Here is a 19,256-nt window from a genome sequence, read left to right on the forward strand (position 1 = left end):
ATGATTGTCGTGGAAAAACTGACAAAGCAGTTCAAGGGTCAAGTGGTGCTCAATGGCATCGACCTGAAGATCGAAGAAGGCGAAGTGGTGGCGATCATCGGCCCCAGCGGTTCGGGCAAGACCACCTTCCTGCGCTGCCTGAACTTCCTCGAAGAACCCAGCAGTGGCCGGATCAAGGTCGGCGACATCGAAATCGATGGCAGTCGCCCGCTGAACCAGCAACAGAACCTGGTGCGTCGTTTGCGCCAGCAAGTGGGTTTTGTGTTCCAGAACTTCAATCTGTTCCCCCATCGCACCGCGCTGGAGAACGTCATCGAAGGCCCACTGGTGGTGAAGAAGATCCCCCGTGCCGACGCTGAGGTTTTAGGCCGTAAACTGCTGGCCAAGGTCGGGCTGGCGGGCAAGGAGGACGCCTACCCGCGGCGTCTTTCCGGTGGCCAGCAACAGCGCGTGGCGATTGCCAGGGCGCTGGCGATGGAGCCCGAGGTGATTCTGTTCGACGAGCCAACGTCGGCCCTGGACCCGGAGCTGGTGGGCGAGGTGCTGGCGACGATTCGTGGCCTGGCCGAAGAAAAGCGCACCATGGTCATTGTGACTCACGAAATGGGCTTCGCCCGGGACGTAGCGAACCGCGTGGTGTTTTTCGACAAAGGTGTGATCGTCGAGCAAGGCGAAGCCAAGGCCTTGTTTGCAGCCCCCCGGGAGGAACGCACTCGACAGTTCCTCAGCAAGTTCCTCTCGGCTGGACACGGCGACCAGTAAATTATTGATATTGTCCCCACTTCCAAGGATGGAAGTGGAACAACTAACAGCCCAGCGTAACAAACTGAAACTTCCAGTTGACTTAACACAGCCACCCCGTTGACGTGCGGTATATACATATCTCCGGCAACACTTCTCTTTGGGCTACGCTATTTATCCGACTTCCTGCCGCACCTCCCTTCCAAACCAATGAACCCGAGGAAAATGGCGCACAACGCAACGTATTCTTAACTTCAATGCGTAGGACATTTCTGAAGCCTTATACAATTAATTATTAAGCAAGTCCCTCTATTGACACTGAAACTGCTGAACCCTTATCTAGTGACCCACAGGCGATGCGAACTATTTTAGTTCTGCGCGATGAACCGCAGACAGGGTCCATGCTGCGCAATAAAAATATATCGCGATGATTAAGCGCTTTTGATCTTCCCGAAACGGACTTCGTTTTAAAGCATCAAGGAGAACACCATGACATGTACGTCGAATATTCCTGAACTGGCTGCGCCTACCCTGGTCAACGCTCTGCGTACCCGCATCAACATCACCAGCGCTGCGCACCTGCAAGTGGCAATTGCCCCTTACCCCGGCATGGACGCGGGCGATCTGATCGAGCTGTTCTGGGACAACTGCTACGTCGGCTCCCGCCTGTTGTCCCAGGCCGACGTGCAAACTAGCGTTACGTTGCGGGTACCCGAGAGCTTCATCGTCAATGGGACTTCGCGCATCCATTACCGCGTGATGCAAGTGGGGCGCGGCCCGGCGCTGTCAGCAACGCAACGGGTGCAGGTCAAGCTGGACTGTCCCGGTGGCCAACCGTCGGCCCTGAGCGGTGATGAAAACCAGGGCCTGGCGCCAGTGCGGATTCCTGATGCGATTCGCCGCAACGGCGTGAACCCGAGTCAGGTCAAACGCGGTGTACCACTGACCATAGAGCCCTATCTGAACATGGCTGCTGACGATGCGATTACCTTGCGCTGGGGCGACGTGCGCATGGACCTGCCCCGCATCAAGCCCTGCGAGGTTGGCCTGCCGATCAACATCTGGGTACCGCCGCAGATCATTCTGGAGGCGGGAGAAGACCTGCGCCTGGAAGTGACCTACTGCATCCTCGACCGCGTGGGCAACAACTCCCACTGGGCGCCGCCGCGAACGTTGAAGATCGGTTGCGCCAACCCCTACCTGAGCACTTCTCCGAAAGAGGCGCTCATGGCCGCCGAAACGCGCCGCCGAACATGAATACTCTGAGCAAGCTGTTGTGGCGAGGGGATTTATCTCCGCTGGGCTGCGAAGCAGCCCCCACTATGCAATCGCGGTGCAGCAGGTTGCTGTGTTGACTGCTTTGGGGCTGCTGCGCAGCCCAACGGGGATAAATCCCCTCGCCACAACATCGCTCGGCACAAAGCCCTCTATTGATATTCCTAAAAGTTAGTTCAAAAATAAATTACACACGTTTAGGGTATATAAACCGGACCACCGGACATTCTTGATTTTCGCTCGCCGCATTCATCGCGGCGTTTCTTGAGATGTGAGGTGGGTATGGAACGGAACACAATCACCCCAGCGCAGTATGCCAGGGCACTGCCTGCAGCCACGGAGTGGCTGTAATGTCGGATTTGGCGCAAGCAAAGATCCAGAGCGACCTGGACATCGCACCGCAGCTGTTGCCCGCACAGGTGTTGCGCAACGATGCCGAGGCCATCCAAGCCGCCCATGAACTGGCGCAGGTCGCCCGTCAGCAGGCCGCGCGTCGTGACCAGCAACGCAAGCTACCCTGGGCAGAAATCGAGCAATTCACCCGTAGCGGACTGGGCAGCATCGCCATTCCCCGGGCATACGGCGGCCCGCAGGTTTCTTTCGTCACGCTGGCCGAGGTGTTCGCGATCATTTCCGCCGCTGACCCGGCCCTCGGGCAGATCCCGCAAAACCAATTCGGCGTACTCCAACTGATTCTCGGCACCGGCACCGAACGGCAGAAAAAAATCCTGCTGCAGAGCGTCCTCGAAGGCTGGCGCATCGGCAACGCAGGGCCGGAACGTGGCACTCGCAATACCCTTGAACTCAAGGCCCGGATCACCGCTGACGGTGACGGGTTTGTCATCAATGGTCAGAAGTTCTATTCCACCGGCGCGCTGTTTGCCCACTGGGTCGCGGTCAAGGCGCTGAATGACGAGGGTCGGCAGGTGCTGGCGTTCGTGCGGCGCGGCACCCCGGGCCTGGGGATCGTCGACGACTGGTCAGGGTTCGGCCAGCGCACCACGGCCAGCGGCACCGTGTTGCTGAACAATGTGCAAGTGGATGCCGACTTGGTGCTGGAGAACTGGCGCATCAACGAAACGCCCGGCGTGCAAGGCGCGATTTCCCAACTGATCCAGGCCGCCATCGATGCAGGCATCGCCCGTGGCGCCATCGACGATGCCATCGCCTTCGTCCGAGAACGAGCCCGGCCCTGGATCGATGCCAAGGTCGACCGGGCCAGTGACGACCTCTATGTGATCGCCGACATCGGCAAGCTGAAAATCGAACTGCACGCCGCCGAAGCGTTGTTGCGCAAGGCCGGACAAGTGCTGGACCAGGTCAGCGCCGCGCCCATCACCGCGCAATCGGCTGCCCGCGCCTCGATTGCCGTGGCCGAGGCCAAGGTGCTCACCACCGAGATCGCCCTGCAAGCCAGCGAAAAACTGTTCGAACTGGCCGGCAGCCGCGCCACCCTCGCCGAATTCAATCTCGACCGCCACTGGCGCAACGCACGGGTCCATACCCTGCACGACCCGGTGCGCTGGAAGTATCACGCGGTAGGCGCCTACCACCTGAACGGCACCTTGCCGGCCCGGCATTCCTGGATCTGACGACCCGACCTCTGGAGCAGTACATGACGTTTTCTCAACACGTCGCGGTGATCACCAGCGATGAACAAGCCCTGATCGTGGCCAGCGACCTGGCCGATGACTTCAAGCGCGACAGCGCCCTGCGCGACCGTGAGCGCCGCTTGCCGTACCCGGAACTGGAGGCCTTCTCCCGCTCTGGCCTGTGGGGCATCAGCGTGCCCAAGGCCTATGGCGGCGCCGGTGTGTCCAACGTCACCCTGGCCAAAGTCATCGCGCTGATTGCTCAGGCCGACGGCTCGCTGGGGCAGATTCCGCAAAATCATTTCTACGCCCTGGAAGTGCTACGGGTAAACGGCAGCCAAGCGCAAAAACAACGCCTGTATGCCGAAGTCCTGGCCGGCCAACGTTTTGGCAATGCATTGGCGGAGCTCGGCACCAAGACCGCCCACGACCGCATCACGCAACTGCGCCGCGACGGTGAGGGCTACCGCATCAGCGGTCGCAAGTTCTACGCCACGGGGGCGATCTACGCCCAGCGCATCCCCACGTCGGTGGTGGATGAAAACGGCGTGCAACAACTGGCATTCGTCCCGCGCAACAGCCGAGGCCTGACGGTGATCGACGACTGGAGCGGTTTCGGCCAGCGCACCACCGGCAGTGGATCGGTGGTGTTCGAGGACGTTTATGTCACCGCCGAAGACGTCGTGCCCTTCCATAGCGCCTTCGAACGCCCGACGCCGGTGGGGCCACTGGCGCAGATTCTTCACGCCGCCATCGACACCGGCATCGCTCGCGCCGCCTATGAGGACGCCCTGCATTTTGTCCGCAGCAAAACCCGGCCCTGGATCGACGCCACCAGCGACGTCGCCACCGAAGACCCGCACACCCTCAAGAGTTTCGGCCAACTGAGCATCCGCCTGCACGCCGCCGAAGCCCTGCTGGAACGTGCCGGTGAGTTTCTCGACCGGGCCCAGGCCGACACCCAGGCCGACACGGTCGCCGCCGCCTCGATTGCCGTAGCCGAAGCCCGCGCCATCAGCACCGAGATTTCCCTGGCCGCCGGCAGCACCCTGTTCGAATTGGCCGGCAGCCAGGCGACCCTGGCCGAACATGGCCTCGACCGCCACTGGCGCAACGCCCGGGTGCACACCCTGCATGACCCGGTGCGCTGGAAATACCACGCGGTGGGCAACTTCTACCTCAACGATGAAAAACCGCCGCTGCGGGGGACTATCTGATGGCGGCCGACAGGAAAAAGATCCTGCTCAACGCGTTCAACATGAACTGCATCGGGCACATCAACCATGGTTTGTGGGCTCATCCCCAGGACACCTCGACCCAGTACAACACGATTGAATACTGGACCGCCCTGGCGCAGTTGCTCGAGCGTGGATTGTTCGACGGGCTGTTCATCGCCGACATCGTCGGGGTCTACGACGTGTACCAACAGTCGGTGGACGTCACGCTCAAGGAGTCGATCCAACTGCCGGTCAACGACCCGTTGCTGCTGATCTCGGCGATGGCCGCCGTGACGAAAAACCTCGGCTTCGGGCTCACCGCCAACCTGACCTACGAACCACCCTACCTGTTTGCCCGACGCATGAGCACCCTCGACCATCTGAGTCGCGGCCGGGTCGGCTGGAACATCGTCACCGGCTATCTGGACAGCGCCGCCAAAGCCATGGGGCTTACTGCGCAGGTCGAGCATGACCGCCGCTACGACCAGGCCGATGAATACCTGCAAGTGCTCTACAAATTGTGGGAAGGCAGTTGGGAAAACGACGCGGTGCTCAACGACCGCGAGCAGCGGATCTATGCCCGGCCGGAGAAAGTGCACAAGGTTCGGCACCAGGGCGAGTTCTACCAGGTCGAGGGCTATCACCTCTGCGAACCCTCGCCCCAGCGCACGCCGGTGCTGTTCCAGGCCGGTAGTTCCGAGCGCGGCCTGCTGTTTGCCGGGCGGCATGCCGAGTGCGTGTTCATCAGCGGCCAGAACAAACCCGCGACCAAGGCCCAGGTGGACAAGGTTCGCGCCAGCGCCGCCCGGGCCGGACGAAACCCCGGGGACATCAAAGTGTTCATGGGCCTTAACGTGATCGTCGGCGAGACCGAAGCGGCCGCCTGGGCCAAGCATGCCGAGTACCTGAGCTACGCCAGCGCCGAAGCCGGGGTGGCGCATTTTTCCGCCTCGACAGGAATCGATTTTTCCGCGTACGAACTGGACGAACCGATCCAGTACGTGAAGAGCAACGCCATCCAGTCTGCCACCAAGATCCTGCAGAACAACGACTGGACCCGGCGCAAATTGCTGGACCAACACGCCCTGGGCGGTCGCTACATCACCCTGATCGGCTCGCCCGAACAGGTGGCCGATGAACTGGAGGCGTGGATCGCCGAAACCGGCCTCGACGGCTTCAACCTGACCCGCATCGTCACGCCGCAAAGCTACGTGGACTTCATCGACCTGGTGATCCCCGAGTTGCAGCGACGCGGTTCGTACAAGACCGAATACGACAACGGCACCCTGCGCGAAAAGCTGTTTCACGCAGAGGCCCATTTGCCCGAACGACACACCGGTTCGACCTACCGACACTGACCTTGTGGGAGCAAAGCTTGCTCGCGATGCAGACACCTCGGTTTTTGAGCGACCGCATCAACTTCATCGCGGGCAAGCCTTGCTCCCACAGAGCTCTGTTCGCCACAAAAAATATGCACCGCCCATTAATGACTGGAATATCCGACATGACCAAGCAACTCCTGACCCTGCCAGTCAAAGCACTGGCCCTGGCCCTCGGCCTGTTCAGCTCGACGCTGTTTGCCGCCGACGCACCGTTGAAGATCGGCACCACCGCCGCATTTGCCATTCCCCTGGAAGCCGCCGTAGAAGAAGCCGGCAAGCAAGGCTTGAAGGTCGAGTTGGTGGAGTTCAGCGACTGGATCGCGCCCAACGTCAGCCTGGCCTCCGGTGATATCGACGTGAATTACTTCCAGCACATTCCGTTCCTGGAAAATGCCAAGGCCGCCGCCGGGTTCGACCTGGTGCCCTTTGCGCTGGGGATCATCAACAACGTCGGGCTCTATTCGAAAAAATACAAAAGCTTCGACGAGCTGCCCGAAGGCGCGAGCGTCGCCATTGCCAACGACCCGATCAACAGCGGTCGCGGCCTGCAACTGCTGGCCAAAGCCGGGCTGATCACCCTCAAGCCGGGAGTGGGTTACAAGGCCACCGAAGACGATATCGTCGCCAACCCGAAAAAAATCAAAATCCTGCAAGTCGAAGCCGTGCAACTGGTGCGCGCCTATGACGACGCCGACTTGGTACAGGGCTATCCCGCCTACATCCGCTTGGCGAAGACCTTCGACGCCACGTCTGCCTTGCTGTTCGACGGCCTCGATCACAAGGAGTACGTCATCCAGTTCGTGATCCAACCCAAGAGCAAAACCGACCCAAGGCTGATCAAATTCGTCGACATCTATCAGCACTCACCTGTCGTGCGCGCTGCCCTGGACAAGGCCCATGGCAAGCTCTACCAGGCCGGATGGGAAGGCTGACCATGAACGCCGTCAATGCTCGACTCAGACACGAAGCTCCCACGCCCCAAAGCGCCGACCAGACCGAGCTGCATCCGGAGTTGAACCGCGCCCTTGTGCGCTTCATCGGCCTGGGCAAGACCTACAACGGTGCCCAGGGTCCGGTGGCCGCGCTGCAAGGGATCGACCTGGCGATCCAGCGCGGCGAGGTGTTCGGCATCATCGGCCGCAGCGGCGCCGGCAAGTCGTCGCTGATCCGCACCATCAACCGCCTCGAACAACCCACCAGCGGCAGGGTGTTGATTGATCAGATAGACATCGGCGAGTTCGATGAGGACCGCCTGGTGGAATTGCGCCGGCGCATCGGCATGATCTTCCAGCACTTCAACCTGATGTCGGCCAAGACCGTGTGGCAGAACGTTGAGCTGCCGCTGAAAGTCGCCGGCGTGCCCAAGGAACAGCGCCAGCGCAAAGTCCGCGAGCTGCTGGAGCTGGTCGGCCTGCAAGGCAAGCACAAGGCCTATCCGGCGCAACTTTCGGGCGGTCAGAAGCAGCGGGTGGGGATTGCCCGGGCACTGGTCCATGACCCGCAGATCCTGTTGTGCGATGAAGCCACATCGGCCCTTGACCCGGAGACCACCCAATCGATCCTCGGTTTGCTACGCGAGATCAATCAGCGACTGGGCCTGACCATCGTGTTGATCACCCACGAGATGGCGGTGATCCGTGAAGTCTGCGACCGGGTGGTGGTGCTCGAGCAAGGACGCATGGTCGAGCAGGGCCCGGTCTGGGAAGTATTCGGCAACCCGCAACACGAGGTCAGTCGGACGCTGCTGGCGCCGTTGCAACACGCCATACCGCAAGAGCTGCAAAGTCGCTTGCAGGGGCAGCCGGCATCGGCGGATGCGGCTACCGTGCTGCGCCTGCAATTCAGGGCATAGATCGAGAAGAACCGGATCTCGCCGCCTTGTTCAGTGCCCTCGGTGGACGGGTGCGGCTGCTACACGGCGGCATCGAGCGCATTCAGGGCCACGGGCTGGGGCAATTGCTGCTGGCCGTGAGCGGTGCGTCATGGGGCGCCGAGGAATTGCGTCAACGGGCGGGCAATTGGGCACAACGGGTAGAGGTGCTGGGTTATGTGGTTTGACCGGTTGTTGCAGGGTTTTATCGACACGTTCCTGATGGTTGGCGTGTCGTCGCTGATCGCCTTGCTGGCGGGCATACCGCTGGCGGTGATCCTAGTCACGAGCGGCAAGGGTGGAATTTATGAAGCGCCGGCCTTGAACCGGGCCCTGGGCGCGTTCGTGAACCTGTTCCGCTCGATACCGTTCCTGATTCTGATGGTGGCGTTGATCCCATTCACCCGGCTGATCGTCGGCACCACCTATGGCGTGTGGGCAGCGGTAGTACCGCTGACCATTGCCGCCACGCCGTTCTTTGCCCGCATCGCCGAAGTCAGCCTGCGCGAGGTCGACCATGGCCTGATCGAAGCGGCCCAGGCCATGGGTTGCCGACGCTGGCACATTGTCTGGCATGTGCTGCTGCCCGAAGCCCTGCCGGGCATCGTTGGCGGTTTTACCATCACCTTGGTGACCATGATCAACTCCTCGGCCATGGCCGGAGCGATCGGCGCCGGCGGCCTGGGCGACATCGCCTACCGCTACGGCTACCAGCGTTTCGACAGCCAGATCATGCTCACGGTGATCGTGTTGCTGGTGGCATTGGTCGCCGTGATCCAATTGGGTGGTGACCGCCTGGCGCGCGGCTTGAATAAACGCTGACCTATGGGAGCAGTTGACCTGTGGGAGCAAAGCTTGCTCGCGATAGCAGTATTCCATCCAACATGGATACCAACTGGACGACTGCAGTCGCGAGCAAGCTTTGCTCCCACAGGCAGATCAGCGGGCTTGCGGTATAGTCGGCTGACACTCCTCACCCAAACCCACACCCATGAAACACACCACCGACGACCTGCACGCCATCACCGCCACGACCTTGGGCCATTACAACGCCGTGGCAGAGAGCTTTCGCGACGGCACCCGCGACCACGATGTCAGCCAGAACATCGACGCCCTGCTGCGCCATATCCAGGGCCAGGCACCGCTGCACATCCTGGATTTCGGCTGCGGCCCGGGGCGCGACCTGCGCACATTCACGGCCATGGGCCATGTCGCGGTCGGCCTCGACGGTTCAGAGGAATTTGCCCGGATGGCGCGCCAGGACAGCGGTTGTGAGGTGTGGCAGCAGGACTTCCTGGAACTCGACCTGCCGGTCGAACGCTTTGACGGGATTTTCGCCAACGCGGTGCTGTTTCATGTCCCCGTCCAGGAACTGCCACGGGTGCTCAAGCAATTGCACGCCACCCTCAAGCCCGGCGGCGTGCTGTTCAGTTCCAACCCCCGGGGCGAAAACCAGGAAGGCTGGAACGGCCAGCGCTTCGGCGCGTATCACGACCTTGCGGCATGGCGCACCTTGCTCACAGAAGCGGGCTTTGTAGAGCTTGAGCATTACTACCGACCGGCTGGGCTGCCGCGAGAGCAGCAGCCTTGGTTGGCGAGTGTCTGGCGTAGACCTGCTTAGGACTTGAGGGCGCCATCGCGAGCAAGCTCGCTCCCACACGGGTCAACTGCGAACATAAATGGCGAACCATCAATGATCCAAATGTGGGAGCGAGCCTGCTCGCGATGACGGCGGATCAGCAACATTGATGCGACTGACACACCGCCGTCGCCCACCGCCCCATTGTTACTCCTGCTTGACCAACCACTTCTGCGACAACTGCTCCAACCTCCCGTCATCCTTGATACGCGCCAAAGCGTTGTCCAGGCTGGCCTTGAACGCCGGATTGCCCTTCTGGAATGGAATCACCAGGCTGGGCGGCGGGCCGCTCTTTTCTTCCGGCTGGAACGACTGTGCCATGACCATCGGGCGTTGTGAGTCGTCCTTGCGCGCCAACAGTTGCGCATCCGGTTGGCTATAAGCGGTGCTTGTGTCGAAACGTTCGGCCAGTTCCGGGGTCATTGCTATGTGGTTGATGGCGACATCGTATTTGCCGCTTTCCACGCCGGCCAGCAGATCGCTGGCATCGGTGACCACAAAGTCGGCGCGAACATCGAGCTCGCCGGCCAGCATCTGACCCAGTTCCACTTCGAAGCCGGTGAGCTTGCCGTCTTCCTTGAAGTTGAAAGGGCTGGTGTTGGCTTCCAGAGCGATGCGCAATTCGCCACGGTCGTTGATGTCGTCGATCAGTTCGGCATGGGCCAGAGGGCTCAAGAGAGGTAGCAGGCAGATCAGCCCAGGCAGAAAACGCATGGTCACTCCTTTGTATTGTTACAAGCGACGCTCGTTTCAGGTTCGCTTTGCTATGGTTGTTGCAGGCTTCGACAACGAATGGTCATGAAGTTGTCATGACCACGCGGATTTCATGGAAAAACTGGAGAAAAAAATGAAAAGCTTTATGTCACGTGCCGCCTTGGCCGGCCTGTTGCTGGGAGCTTCGATGCTGGCATCCGCCGCAACCCCTGCTCCCAAGGGTGCAGAGGTATTCATCGTTTCCCCGGAAGACGGTGCCACCGTTGGCCAGGAGTTCAAGGTCAAGTTCGGCGTCAAGAACATCGCGCTGGCCCCGGCGGGTGATGAAACCAAAAATACCGGGCACCATCATTTGCTGATTGATGTCGACAAACTGCCTGCCGCGGGCGCGCCGATTCCCACCGATGCCAACCACATGCATTTCGGCAAGGCGCAAACCGAGGCTACGATCAAACTGGCACCGGGCAAGCACACCTTGCAGCTGATACTGGGCGACAGCGGCCATATGCCGTTCGATCCGACGATCGTGTCCGAGAAGATCACGGTAAACGTGAAATAAACCGGCACAGGTCGACACAACACAAAACCCTCCCACAGGTTATGTGTTCGACAGAAAAAAACGGGAGCCCCCTGCGAGGCTCCCGTTTTTTGTTGCACGCCAGGTCTGCTTAGAACAACACCCGGCTACGAATAGTGCCGTTGATGTGCTGCAGTTTCTCTTGCGCCAGATCGGAGTATTCGGCATCGACGTCGATCACGACGTAGCCGACTTTCTCGTTGGTCTGCAGGAACTGACCGGAAATGTTGATGCCGTTTTCGGCGAAGACCTTGTTGATCTCGCTCATCACACCCGGGATGTTCTCGTGGATGTGCAACAGGCGGTGTTTGCCAGGGTGAGCCGGCAGGGCCACTTCCGGGAAGTTCACGGACGATACCGAAGTACCGTTGTCGCTGTACTTGACCAGCTTTTCCGCCACTTCCAGGCCGATGTTGGCTTGGGCTTCGGCAGTAGAACCGCCGATGTGCGGGGTCAAGATCACGTTGTCCAGGCCGCGCAGCGGGCTTTCGAAGATATCGTCGTTGGAGCGCGGCTCCACCGGGAATACGTCGATGGCGGCGCCGATCAGGTGTTTGTCCTTGATCGCTTCGGCCAGGGCGTCGAGCTTGACCACGGTGCCACGAGCGGCGTTGATCAGGATCCCGCCTTTCTTGATGGCACGGATTTCCTTCTCGCCAATCATCCACTGGGTGGCGGCGGTTTCCGGAACGTGCAGCGTCACGATGTCGGACATGCCCAACAGCTCGTGCAGGTCGTTGACCTGAGTGGCATTGCCCAGCGGCAGCTTGGTCACGGTGTCGTAGAAAAACACCTGCATGCCAAGGCCTTCAGCCAGCACCGACAACTGCGTGCCGATCGAGCCGTAACCGACGATACCCAGCTTCTTGCCACGGATTTCGAAGGAGTTGGCCGCGCTCTTGATCCAGCCGCCACGGTGGCAGGAAGCGTTCTTCTCGGGAATGCCGCGCAGCAGCAGGATCGCTTCGGCCAGCACCAGTTCAGCAACGGAACGGGTGTTGGAGTATGGCGCGTTGAACACCGCGATACCGCGCTCGCGCGCCGCATTGAGGTCCACCTGATTGGTGCCGATGCAGAAGCAGCCGACCGCCACCAGTTTCTTGGCGTGGTCGAAGATCTCTTCGGTCAATTGGGTACGGGAGCGAATACCGATGAAGTGAGCATCGGCGATCTTTTCCTTGAGCTGGGCTTCCGGCAGAGAACTGGTGATGTACTCGATGCTGGTGTAGCCCGCCGACTTGAGGACGTCGACAGCCGATTGGTGGACGCCTTCGAGAAGAAGGAACTTGATCTTGCTCTTATCGAGAGAAGTCTTGCTCATCTGCGTAAACCTGTGTCCCGGAGAAAAATGGCAGGGAATCGGACAGCGCATGCTGGTCCGACCGGCATGACAGCCGTCGCCGCAGAACAGCCAATGGGCACTACGCTGCGGGGTCGGTATGCTAGCATACGCACCCCGCTAAACACTCATTCCTGCGACGTGAAGCGTTCTCAGGATGACCATGAATTGTTCGAGAGTTCTGTCGATGACCAATCCTGCCGTGATAGATGAGCTGAAGACCCTGGTTGAGCCTGGCAAAGTCTTGACCGATGCCGACTCCCTGAACGCTTATGGCAAGGATTGGACCAAGCACTTCGCCCCGGCGCCGAGCGCCATCGTCTTCCCCAAGACCACCGAACAGGTTCAGGCCATTGTGCGCTGGGCCAATGAGCACAAGGTCGCGCTGGTGCCATCGGGCGGGCGTACCGGGCTTTCCGCCGCGGCCGTGGCGGCCAACGGCGAAGTGGTCGTGTCATTCGACTACATGAACCAGATTCTCGACGTGAACCTCACCGATCGCACAGCCGTCTGCCAGCCAGGTGTGGTCACTGAACAACTGCAGAACAAGGCTGAAGAGCACGGTCTGTACTACCCGGTGGACTTCGCCTCCGCCGGTTCCAGTCAGATTGGCGGCAACATCGGCACCAATGCCGGCGGAATCAAGGTCATTCGTTACGGCATGACCCGCAACTGGGTAGCCGGCATGAAAGTCGTCACCGGTAAAGGTGACCTGCTGGAACTGAACAAGGACCTGATCAAGAACGCCACTGGCTACGATCTGCGGCAGTTGTTCATCGGCGCCGAAGGCACCCTCGGGTTCGTGGTCGAAGCCACCATGCGCCTGGACCGGGCTCCGAAGAACCTCACCGCCATGGTCCTGGGCACCGCCGATTTTGATTCGATCATGCCCGTACTGCATGCCTTCCAGGGCAAGCTGGACCTGACGGCGTTCGAATTCTTCTCCGACAAGGCCCTGGCCAAGGTCCTGGATCGGGGCGACGTACCGGCGCCATTCGAAACCGAGTGCCCCTTCTACGCCCTGCTGGAGTTCGAAGCCACCACCGAAGAAGTCGCCAACCACGCCCTGGAAACGTTCGAACACTGTGTCGAACAGGGCTGGGTGCTCGATGGGGTGATGAGCCAAAGCGAAACCCAACTGCAAAACCTGTGGAAGTTGCGCGAGTACATCTCGGAAACCATCTCCCACTGGACACCGTACAAGAACGACATCTCGGTCACCGTTTCGAAAGTCCCGGGCTTCTTGCGCGACATCGACACTATCGTCGGCCAACATTACCCGGATTTCGAGATCGTCTGGTTTGGCCACATCGGCGACGGCAACTTGCACTTGAACATCCTCAAGCCAGAGAACCTGAGCAAAGACGAATTCTTCGCCAAGTGCGCGACCGTGAACAAATGGGTCTTTGAAACCGTCGAGAAATACAACGGCTCGATCTCCGCCGAACACGGCGTAGGCATGACCAAACGCGATTACCTGACCTACAGTCGCTCGCCGGTAGAAATTGAATACATGAAGGCCGTCAAGGCAGTGTTCGACCCGAACGGCATCATGAACCCGGGCAAGATTTTCGCGGTTTAATGCAAAAAATACCTGATGAATCCCAGAAGCAGGAGTCGGTAATGAGCTATCAGCACCAGTATGTCGACGGTACCCGTATTCATTTCCCGGTGGGAAAAATCGTGTGCATTGGCCGCAACTACGCCGAACACGCCAAGGAACTGGATAACCCGGTACCTACCGAACCCCTGCTGTTCATCAAGCCCGGCAGCTGCGCGGTGCCGCTGGAAGGCGGTTTCAGCATCCCCGCTGACCGTGGTGCGGTGCACTACGAAGCTGAAATTGCCGTGCTGATCGGCAAGCCACTGTCGACCCGGCCCAGTGCCGAGGAAGTGCTGGATGCCATCTCCGGCTTCGCCCCGGCCCTGGATCTGACCCTGCGGGACAAGCAAGCCGAGCTCAAGGCCAAGGGCTTGCCCTGGGAAGTCGCCAAATCCTTCGACGGTGCGGCGGTGCTGGCACCTTTCGTGTCCAGCGGCACCTTTGCCGACCTGACCGACATCCCGGTTCGCCTGACCATCAACGGTGAAGTGCGCCAGGACGGCAACAGCAGCCTGATGCTCAACCCCATCGTGCCGATGATCCAATACATGGCTGGCTGCTTCTCATTGCAGGCCGGCGACGTAATCCTCACTGGCACTCCGGCGGGCGTAGGACCGTTGAACGTCGGGGATGAACTGGTACTGGAATTGCCAGGCGCGAGCCGTTTCGAAAGCAGCGTTCGTTAACCGCAGGCGCTGTCCCGCGTGGGCGCGAGCCGGCTCGTGTCCACATGGATGGACGGCTCTCGCCATTTACCATTTTTTTCACATGCCATCCGGATAATTCCAGGGAATACGGCGTCTGAGCCATTCATTTTCCTAACCCGAATACCTGGAACACATCCCCTGATGGCCACTCCTCTAGCTCGGCCCTCCTCCAGCCCCGTCCGCCGCGCTCGCTTCTCGCTGCCCTGGTATGCCTGGTCGCTGTTAGCAGCCGGGGCCTTTTACTGGCTGGCGCATGCCATGCACTGGGATGACCGGGGCCTGCTGTGGGCATCGGAACGTCTCGAGAGCCCCGCCCAGCGCCAGGAAAGCATCTGGCTGCCGGACTACCACGCGGTGATTGATGCCAAGGTCCTGCCAGGAATGGAAGAGGATGAAGCGTCCGACCTGACCTATAACCCACAGACCAAAACCCTGTTCGCGATCATGGGTAAGCATCCGTTTCTGGTGGAACTCACCCTGCAGGGTGACGTGCTGCGCAAAATGCCGTTGGTGGGCTGGAGCAATCCTGAAGGCGTGGCCTACATGGAGAATGGCCTGATGGCTATTACCGATGAACGAAAACACACGCTGTCGATCATCCAGGTCGATGCCGATACTCGCGAACTGAACAGCACGGATTTCCCCCACTACGATCTCGGCCCGTCCAAGAACCAGAACAAGGGCTTCGAAGGCGTCGCCTGGGATCCACGCAACCAGCAATTGGCCTTGGGTGAAGAGCGTCCGCCAGCGTTGTTCACCTGGAAAAGCGACGGCAGCCAACTGCTCAAGGGCGACAAACAGATCCATGCCAGCGACGAGCTGGACCTGCGCAACCTGTCGGCGCTGGCGATCGATCCTCGCACGGGGCACTCGCTGCTGCTGTCGGCCGACTCCCATCTGTTGCTGGAGCTGGACGATGCAGGGGAACAGGTCAGCTTCATGACCTTGCTGGGCGGTTTCAACGGCATCAAAGATACGATCCCCCGCGCAGAAGGCGTAGCCCTCGATGAGTCCGGCAACCTGTACATGGTCAGCGAGCCGAACCTGTTCTATCGTTTCGAAAAACAACGCTGATAGCGCAACTCTGTAAGGTAATTCATCCTTCGCCGTAGGGTGTGGCATCCGGCCATTAAGCTTCAGTTCAGGCAGCCGTGGTATTTCCAACCACCTGTTCTCATCCGAGCCCACCCACATGCGTCGACTTGCCCGCCCGAAGCCCTTGATCCTGCTGCTGATCATGATCGTACTGATCGCTTTGATCGCAGCAGCTCAATACCTGCGCCTGTTCGAGCGCGCCTGGTTCAACTTCAACACTCTCTGGCAGCCCCCCAGCGAACAGGCCATTGCCCTGGACCACTATCGGGTGACGGTCGAGGCGCGGGTGATTGAAGGCCTGGACAATGACGTTTCGGCGCTGACGTACGATCCGATCCGCAAGAGCCTCTTTACCGTTACCAACAAGAATGCCGAACTGATCGAGCTGTCATTGGACGGCAAGATTCTTAGGCGCATCGCCCTGATTGGCTTCGGCGACCCGGAGGCGGTGGAGTTCATCAGCGAGGACATTTACGTCATCACCGACGAGCGTCAGCAGCGGCTGATCAAGATTCACTTGGACGACGATACCCAATTCCTCGACGCCGCCGACGCAGAGCAAATGACGCTTGGCCTGCACCTGAACGGTAACAAAGGGTTTGAAGGGTTGGCCTACGACTCAGTGGGCAAACGGTTGTTCGTGGCCAAGGAGCGCGATCCGATGCTGATTTATGAAGTGCGGGGCTTTCCCCATCACAAACCGGACAAATCCTACGCTGTCCATGTAATCAACAACCCCAAGCGCGATGCCGGACTGTTCGTACGCGATCTTTCTAGCCTGCAATACGACGAGCGCAGCGGCCATTTACTGGCGCTGTCCGATGAGTCGCGATTGATTATCGAGCTGGACATCGACGGCCGGCCGTTGAGCACGCTGTCGTTGAGCAAGGGCCGTCAAGGGCTGCAAAAAACCGTCCCTCAGGCCGAGGGCGTTGCCATGGACGATGATGGCAACTTGTATGTGGTGAGCGAACCGAACCTGTTCTACGTCTTCAAGAAACCGCAGCCTTGATCCCCAAAAAACCTGATGTGGGAGCGAGCCTGCTCGCGATGGCGGTGCGTCAGCCAACATGGATGTGTCGGGTAGACCGCTATCGCGAGCAGGCTCGCTCCCACAGGGGCTGAATCACTGAAAGAGCAGATTATCTGGCCGGCTTACTCAGCCCGCAGGGTCTTCACCCCTTCAGGCGTCCCCAGCAACAACACATCCGCCGGGCGAGCCGCGAACAAGCCATTGGTGACCACACCGACGATGGCGTTGATCTGGCTTTCCAGTTCCACCGGGTTGGTGATCTGCAGGTTATGGACATCCAGGATGATGTTGTCGTTATCGGTCAGCACGCCTTCGCGGTACACCGGGTCACCGCCCAGTTTCACCAGTTGGCGGGCCACATGGCTGCGGGCCATCGGAATGACTTCCACCGGCAGCGGGAACGCGCCGAGGACTGGCACCAGTTTGCTGGCGTCGGCGATGCAGATGAAGGTCTTGGCCACGGCCGCGACAATCTTCTCGCGGGTCAGGGCTGCGCCGCCGCCCTTGATCAGGTTCAGGTGCGCGTCGCTTTCATCGGCGCCGTCGATATAGAACTCCAGGTCGCTCACGGTATTGAGCTCATAGACCGGAATCCCGTGGCCCTTCAAGCGCGCGGCGGTGGCTTCGGAGCTGGCGACCGCGCCGTCGAACGCACCTTTGTGCTGCGCCAGTGCGTCGATGAAGCAATTGGCCGTCGAGCCGGTGCCGACCCCAACGATGCTCTTGTCATCCAGTTTCGGGAGGATGAGGTCGACAGCGGCCTGGGCCACGGCCTGTTTGAGTTGATCCTGGGTCATGCGGGCTCCGAAAGCGGACGGGGAGTAAAGAGGGACGCGAGTATAACCCAACAAAACCTTGGGATTCGTGTGGTCGCCCAGCCAAAAGCCGGGTTAGACTCCTTGGCCCTGCCCAACCCGCTCAGTGATGCTTTCCGATGCTTGAACAGTACGTCAAAAAGATCCTCACCTCGCGCGTTTACGACGTTGCCGTGGAAACCCCATTGCAGACTGCCCGCCAGCTCTCCGAGCGGCTGGGCAACAACATCTGGCTCAAGCGCGAAGACTTGCAGCCGGTGTTCTCGTTCAAGATTCGCGGCGCCTACAACAAGCTGACCCAGCTCAGCGACGAAGAGCGCGCACGCGGCGTGGTCACGGCTTCGGCGGGCAACCACGCCCAGGGCCTGGCCCTGGCGGCCAAGGTGCTGGGCGTCAAAGCCACCATCGTGATGCCCAAGACCACTCCGGAAATCAAAGTCGAAGGCGTACGTTCCCGAGGCGGCAAAGTGGTGTTGCACGGCGATTCGTTCCCCGAAGCCTTGGCCTATTCGCTGAAACTGGTCGACGAAAAGGGCTACGTCTACATTCACCCCTATGACGATCCCCACACCATTGCCGGGCAGGGCACGGTGGCGATGGAGATCCTGCGCCAACATCCGGGGCGTCTGGATGCGATTTTCGTCCCGGTGGGCGGCGGCGGGCTGATTGCCGGGATCGCGGCCTATGTGAAATACCTGCGGCCTGACATCAAGGTGATCGGCGTCGAGCCGGACGATTCCAATTGCCTGCAAGCCGCCCTGGCCGCTGGCGAGCGAGTGGTGCTGCCGACCGTGGGGCTCTTTGCCGACGGCGTTGCCGTGGCGCAGATCGGCCAGCACACGTTCGACATCTGCAAGCACTACGTGGATGAAGTCATCACCGTCAGTACCGACGAGATCTGTGCGGCCATCAAGGATATCTACGACGATACCCGCTCGATCACCGAACCTGCCGGCGCCTTGGGCGTGGCCGGGATCAAGAAGTATGTGGAATCGCGCGGCGTCAGCGGGCAGACCCTGGTGGCCATCGACTCCGGCGCCAACGTCAATTTCGACCGTCTGCGTCACGTGGCCGAGCGTGCCGAGCTGGGCGAAGGCCGCGAGGCGATCATCGCAGTGACCATTCCCGAGAAGCCTGGCAGCTTCAAGGCCTTCTGCGAAGCCGTCGGCAAGCGCCAGATCACCGAATTCAACTATCGCTACAACACGGGCAGCGAAGCGCACATCTTCGTGGGCGTGCAGACGCACCCGGAAAACGACCCGCGCAGCGCGCTGATCGCCAGCCTGACCGAGCAAGGCTTCCCGGTGGTGGACCTGACCGACAACGAACTGGCCAAACTGCACATTCGCCACATGGTGGGCGGGCATGCGGCCCACGTCATCGACGAGGTCGTGCTGCGCTTCGAATTCCCGGAACGTCCGGGGGCGCTGTTCAACTTCCTCAACAAGCTGGGCGGACGCTGGAATATCTCGATGTTCCACTACCGCAACCATGGTGCGGCGGATGGTCGTGTGGTTGCGGGCCTGCAGGTACCGCACGATGAACGTCATCTGGTACCGGCAGCCCTGGAAGAAATCGGCTATCCGTACTGGGATGAAAGCGATAACCCGGCGTATCAGCTGTTCCTGGGCTAAAGCAGAGCTAGACTGCCCGGCAA

The 19,256-nt window shown here is 60.3% G+C and carries 17 protein-coding genes and 1 pseudogene; 15 read left to right on the forward strand and 3 right to left on the reverse strand.

Annotated features, from left to right (window positions below; all coding sequences use genetic code 11):
• From tcyN to CRX69_RS25915, 9 genes and pseudogenes are all read left to right on the forward strand, one after another.
• Nucleotides 1-762, forward strand: a complete 762-nt coding sequence (gene tcyN / locus CRX69_RS25870) for an L-cystine ABC transporter ATP-binding protein TcyN (RefSeq protein WP_076383273.1) — start codon at nucleotides 1-3, stop codon at nucleotides 760-762.
• A gap of 468 nt (nucleotides 763-1,230) precedes the next feature.
• Nucleotides 1,231-1,998, forward strand: a complete 768-nt coding sequence (locus tag CRX69_RS25875; protein ID WP_107323095.1) for a hypothetical protein — start codon at nucleotides 1,231-1,233, stop codon at nucleotides 1,996-1,998.
• A 368-nt stretch (nucleotides 1,999-2,366) separates the two neighbouring features.
• A complete protein-coding gene (locus CRX69_RS25880) occupies nucleotides 2,367-3,608 on the forward strand; it encodes an SfnB family sulfur acquisition oxidoreductase (RefSeq protein WP_107323096.1) in 1,242 nt (413 codons plus the stop codon).
• A gap of 23 nt (nucleotides 3,609-3,631) precedes the next feature.
• Nucleotides 3,632-4,825 (forward strand): SfnB family sulfur acquisition oxidoreductase, encoded by a 1,194-nt coding sequence (locus CRX69_RS25885; RefSeq protein ID WP_076383271.1) that lies wholly within the window; start codon nucleotides 3,632-3,634, stop codon nucleotides 4,823-4,825.
• Nucleotides 4,825-6,183, forward strand: coding sequence for an LLM class flavin-dependent oxidoreductase (locus CRX69_RS25890; RefSeq protein WP_076383270.1), 1,359 nt, complete (start codon nucleotides 4,825-4,827; stop codon nucleotides 6,181-6,183). Before CRX69_RS25885 ends, CRX69_RS25890 begins: the two co-directional genes overlap by 1 nt.
• A 146-nt stretch (nucleotides 6,184-6,329) precedes the next feature.
• Nucleotides 6,330-7,139, forward strand: coding sequence for a MetQ/NlpA family ABC transporter substrate-binding protein (locus CRX69_RS25900; RefSeq protein WP_107323097.1), 810 nt, complete (start codon nucleotides 6,330-6,332; stop codon nucleotides 7,137-7,139).
• Nucleotides 7,140-7,141: 2 nt separating this feature from the next.
• Nucleotides 7,142-8,265, forward strand: a pseudogene (locus tag CRX69_RS25905) (methionine ABC transporter ATP-binding protein).
• Nucleotides 8,255-8,899 (forward strand): methionine ABC transporter permease, encoded by a 645-nt coding sequence (locus CRX69_RS25910; protein WP_025211262.1) that lies wholly within the window; start codon nucleotides 8,255-8,257, stop codon nucleotides 8,897-8,899. Before CRX69_RS25905 ends, CRX69_RS25910 begins: the two are co-directional and overlap by 11 nt.
• A 169-nt stretch (nucleotides 8,900-9,068) precedes the next feature.
• Complete coding sequence (locus CRX69_RS25915) at nucleotides 9,069-9,698, forward strand: class I SAM-dependent methyltransferase (protein ID WP_047226825.1); 630 nt, start codon at nucleotides 9,069-9,071, stop codon at nucleotides 9,696-9,698.
• A 165-nt stretch (nucleotides 9,699-9,863) separates the two neighbouring features.
• On the opposite strand, the gene CRX69_RS25920 is transcribed toward CRX69_RS25915, so the two are convergent.
• Nucleotides 9,864-10,430 carry a transporter substrate-binding domain-containing protein gene (locus CRX69_RS25920; protein ID WP_047226824.1) on the reverse strand — a complete coding sequence of 189 codons (567 nt, stop codon included), beginning with the start codon at nucleotides 10,428-10,430 and terminating at the stop codon, nucleotides 9,864-9,866.
• 133 nt (nucleotides 10,431-10,563) lie between these two features.
• Here CRX69_RS25920 and CRX69_RS25925 point away from each other — a divergent pair, with 133 nt between their 5' ends.
• Complete coding sequence (locus tag CRX69_RS25925) at nucleotides 10,564-10,989, forward strand: DUF4399 domain-containing protein (protein WP_047226960.1); 426 nt, start codon at nucleotides 10,564-10,566, stop codon at nucleotides 10,987-10,989.
• Between the two features lie 109 nt (nucleotides 10,990-11,098).
• On the opposite strand, the gene serA is transcribed toward CRX69_RS25925, so the two are convergent.
• Nucleotides 11,099-12,328, reverse strand: coding sequence for a phosphoglycerate dehydrogenase (gene serA, locus CRX69_RS25930; protein ID WP_047226823.1), 1,230 nt, complete (start codon nucleotides 12,326-12,328; stop codon nucleotides 11,099-11,101).
• A 205-nt stretch (nucleotides 12,329-12,533) separates the two neighbouring features.
• On the opposite strand from serA, the gene CRX69_RS25940 reads away from it, so the two are divergent.
• The 4 genes from CRX69_RS25940 (at nucleotide 12,534) to CRX69_RS25955 (ending at nucleotide 16,763) form a co-directional block, all read left to right on the forward strand.
• Nucleotides 12,534-13,928, forward strand: a complete 1,395-nt coding sequence (locus CRX69_RS25940; protein ID WP_107323098.1) for an FAD-binding oxidoreductase — start codon at nucleotides 12,534-12,536, stop codon at nucleotides 13,926-13,928.
• 41 nt (nucleotides 13,929-13,969) lie between these two features.
• Nucleotides 13,970-14,635 (forward strand): fumarylacetoacetate hydrolase family protein, encoded by a 666-nt coding sequence (locus CRX69_RS25945; protein ID WP_047226821.1) that lies wholly within the window; start codon nucleotides 13,970-13,972, stop codon nucleotides 14,633-14,635.
• A 162-nt stretch (nucleotides 14,636-14,797) separates the two neighbouring features.
• Nucleotides 14,798-15,730, forward strand: a complete 933-nt coding sequence (locus tag CRX69_RS25950; RefSeq protein ID WP_107323099.1) for an SdiA-regulated domain-containing protein — start codon at nucleotides 14,798-14,800, stop codon at nucleotides 15,728-15,730.
• 118 nt (nucleotides 15,731-15,848) lie between these two features.
• Complete coding sequence (locus tag CRX69_RS25955) at nucleotides 15,849-16,763, forward strand: SdiA-regulated domain-containing protein (RefSeq protein ID WP_047226819.1); 915 nt, start codon at nucleotides 15,849-15,851, stop codon at nucleotides 16,761-16,763.
• Nucleotides 16,764-16,906: 143 nt separating this feature from the next.
• Here CRX69_RS25955 and rpiA read toward each other — a convergent pair whose 3' ends face one another.
• Nucleotides 16,907-17,581 (reverse strand): ribose-5-phosphate isomerase RpiA, encoded by a 675-nt coding sequence (gene rpiA, locus CRX69_RS25960; RefSeq protein ID WP_107323100.1) that lies wholly within the window; start codon nucleotides 17,579-17,581, stop codon nucleotides 16,907-16,909.
• A 137-nt stretch (nucleotides 17,582-17,718) separates the two neighbouring features.
• Between rpiA and ilvA the strand changes: the two genes are divergently transcribed.
• A complete protein-coding gene (gene ilvA / locus CRX69_RS25965; RefSeq protein WP_047226817.1) occupies nucleotides 17,719-19,233 on the forward strand; it encodes a threonine ammonia-lyase, biosynthetic in 1,515 nt (504 codons plus the stop codon).
• The last annotated feature ends 23 nt before the right edge of the window (nucleotides 19,234-19,256 follow it).

The sequence above is a fragment of the Pseudomonas rhizophila genome (assembly GCF_003033885.1).
GTDB classification, from domain to species: domain Bacteria; phylum Pseudomonadota; class Gammaproteobacteria; order Pseudomonadales; family Pseudomonadaceae; genus Aquipseudomonas; species Aquipseudomonas rhizophila.

Coding starts and splice junctions, on each gene's coding strand:
- CRX69_RS25940 (WP_107323098.1), top strand. CDS start 12,534: ATGACCAATCCTGCCGTGATAGATGAGCTGAAGACCCTGGTTGAGCCT.
- ilvA (WP_047226817.1), top strand. CDS start 17,719: ATGCTTGAACAGTACGTCAAAAAGATCCTCACCTCGCGCGTTTACGAC.
- CRX69_RS25900 (WP_107323097.1), top strand. CDS start 6,330: ATGACCAAGCAACTCCTGACCCTGCCAGTCAAAGCACTGGCCCTGGCC.
- CRX69_RS25880 (WP_107323096.1), top strand. CDS start 2,367: ATGTCGGATTTGGCGCAAGCAAAGATCCAGAGCGACCTGGACATCGCA.
- CRX69_RS25955 (WP_047226819.1), top strand. CDS start 15,849: ATGCGTCGACTTGCCCGCCCGAAGCCCTTGATCCTGCTGCTGATCATG.
- tcyN (WP_076383273.1), top strand. CDS start 1: ATGATTGTCGTGGAAAAACTGACAAAGCAGTTCAAGGGTCAAGTGGTG.
- rpiA (WP_107323100.1), bottom strand. CDS start 17,581: ATGACCCAGGATCAACTCAAACAGGCCGTGGCCCAGGCCGCTGTCGAC.
- CRX69_RS25885 (WP_076383271.1), top strand. CDS start 3,632: ATGACGTTTTCTCAACACGTCGCGGTGATCACCAGCGATGAACAAGCC.
- CRX69_RS25950 (WP_107323099.1), top strand. CDS start 14,798: ATGGCCACTCCTCTAGCTCGGCCCTCCTCCAGCCCCGTCCGCCGCGCT.
- serA (WP_047226823.1), bottom strand. CDS start 12,328: ATGAGCAAGACTTCTCTCGATAAGAGCAAGATCAAGTTCCTTCTTCTC.
- CRX69_RS25875 (WP_107323095.1), top strand. CDS start 1,231: ATGACATGTACGTCGAATATTCCTGAACTGGCTGCGCCTACCCTGGTC.
- CRX69_RS25945 (WP_047226821.1), top strand. CDS start 13,970: ATGAGCTATCAGCACCAGTATGTCGACGGTACCCGTATTCATTTCCCG.
- CRX69_RS25915 (WP_047226825.1), top strand. CDS start 9,069: ATGAAACACACCACCGACGACCTGCACGCCATCACCGCCACGACCTTG.
- CRX69_RS25910 (WP_025211262.1), top strand. CDS start 8,255: ATGTGGTTTGACCGGTTGTTGCAGGGTTTTATCGACACGTTCCTGATG.
- CRX69_RS25925 (WP_047226960.1), top strand. CDS start 10,564: ATGAAAAGCTTTATGTCACGTGCCGCCTTGGCCGGCCTGTTGCTGGGA.
- CRX69_RS25920 (WP_047226824.1), bottom strand. CDS start 10,430: ATGCGTTTTCTGCCTGGGCTGATCTGCCTGCTACCTCTCTTGAGCCCT.
- CRX69_RS25890 (WP_076383270.1), top strand. CDS start 4,825: ATGGCGGCCGACAGGAAAAAGATCCTGCTCAACGCGTTCAACATGAAC.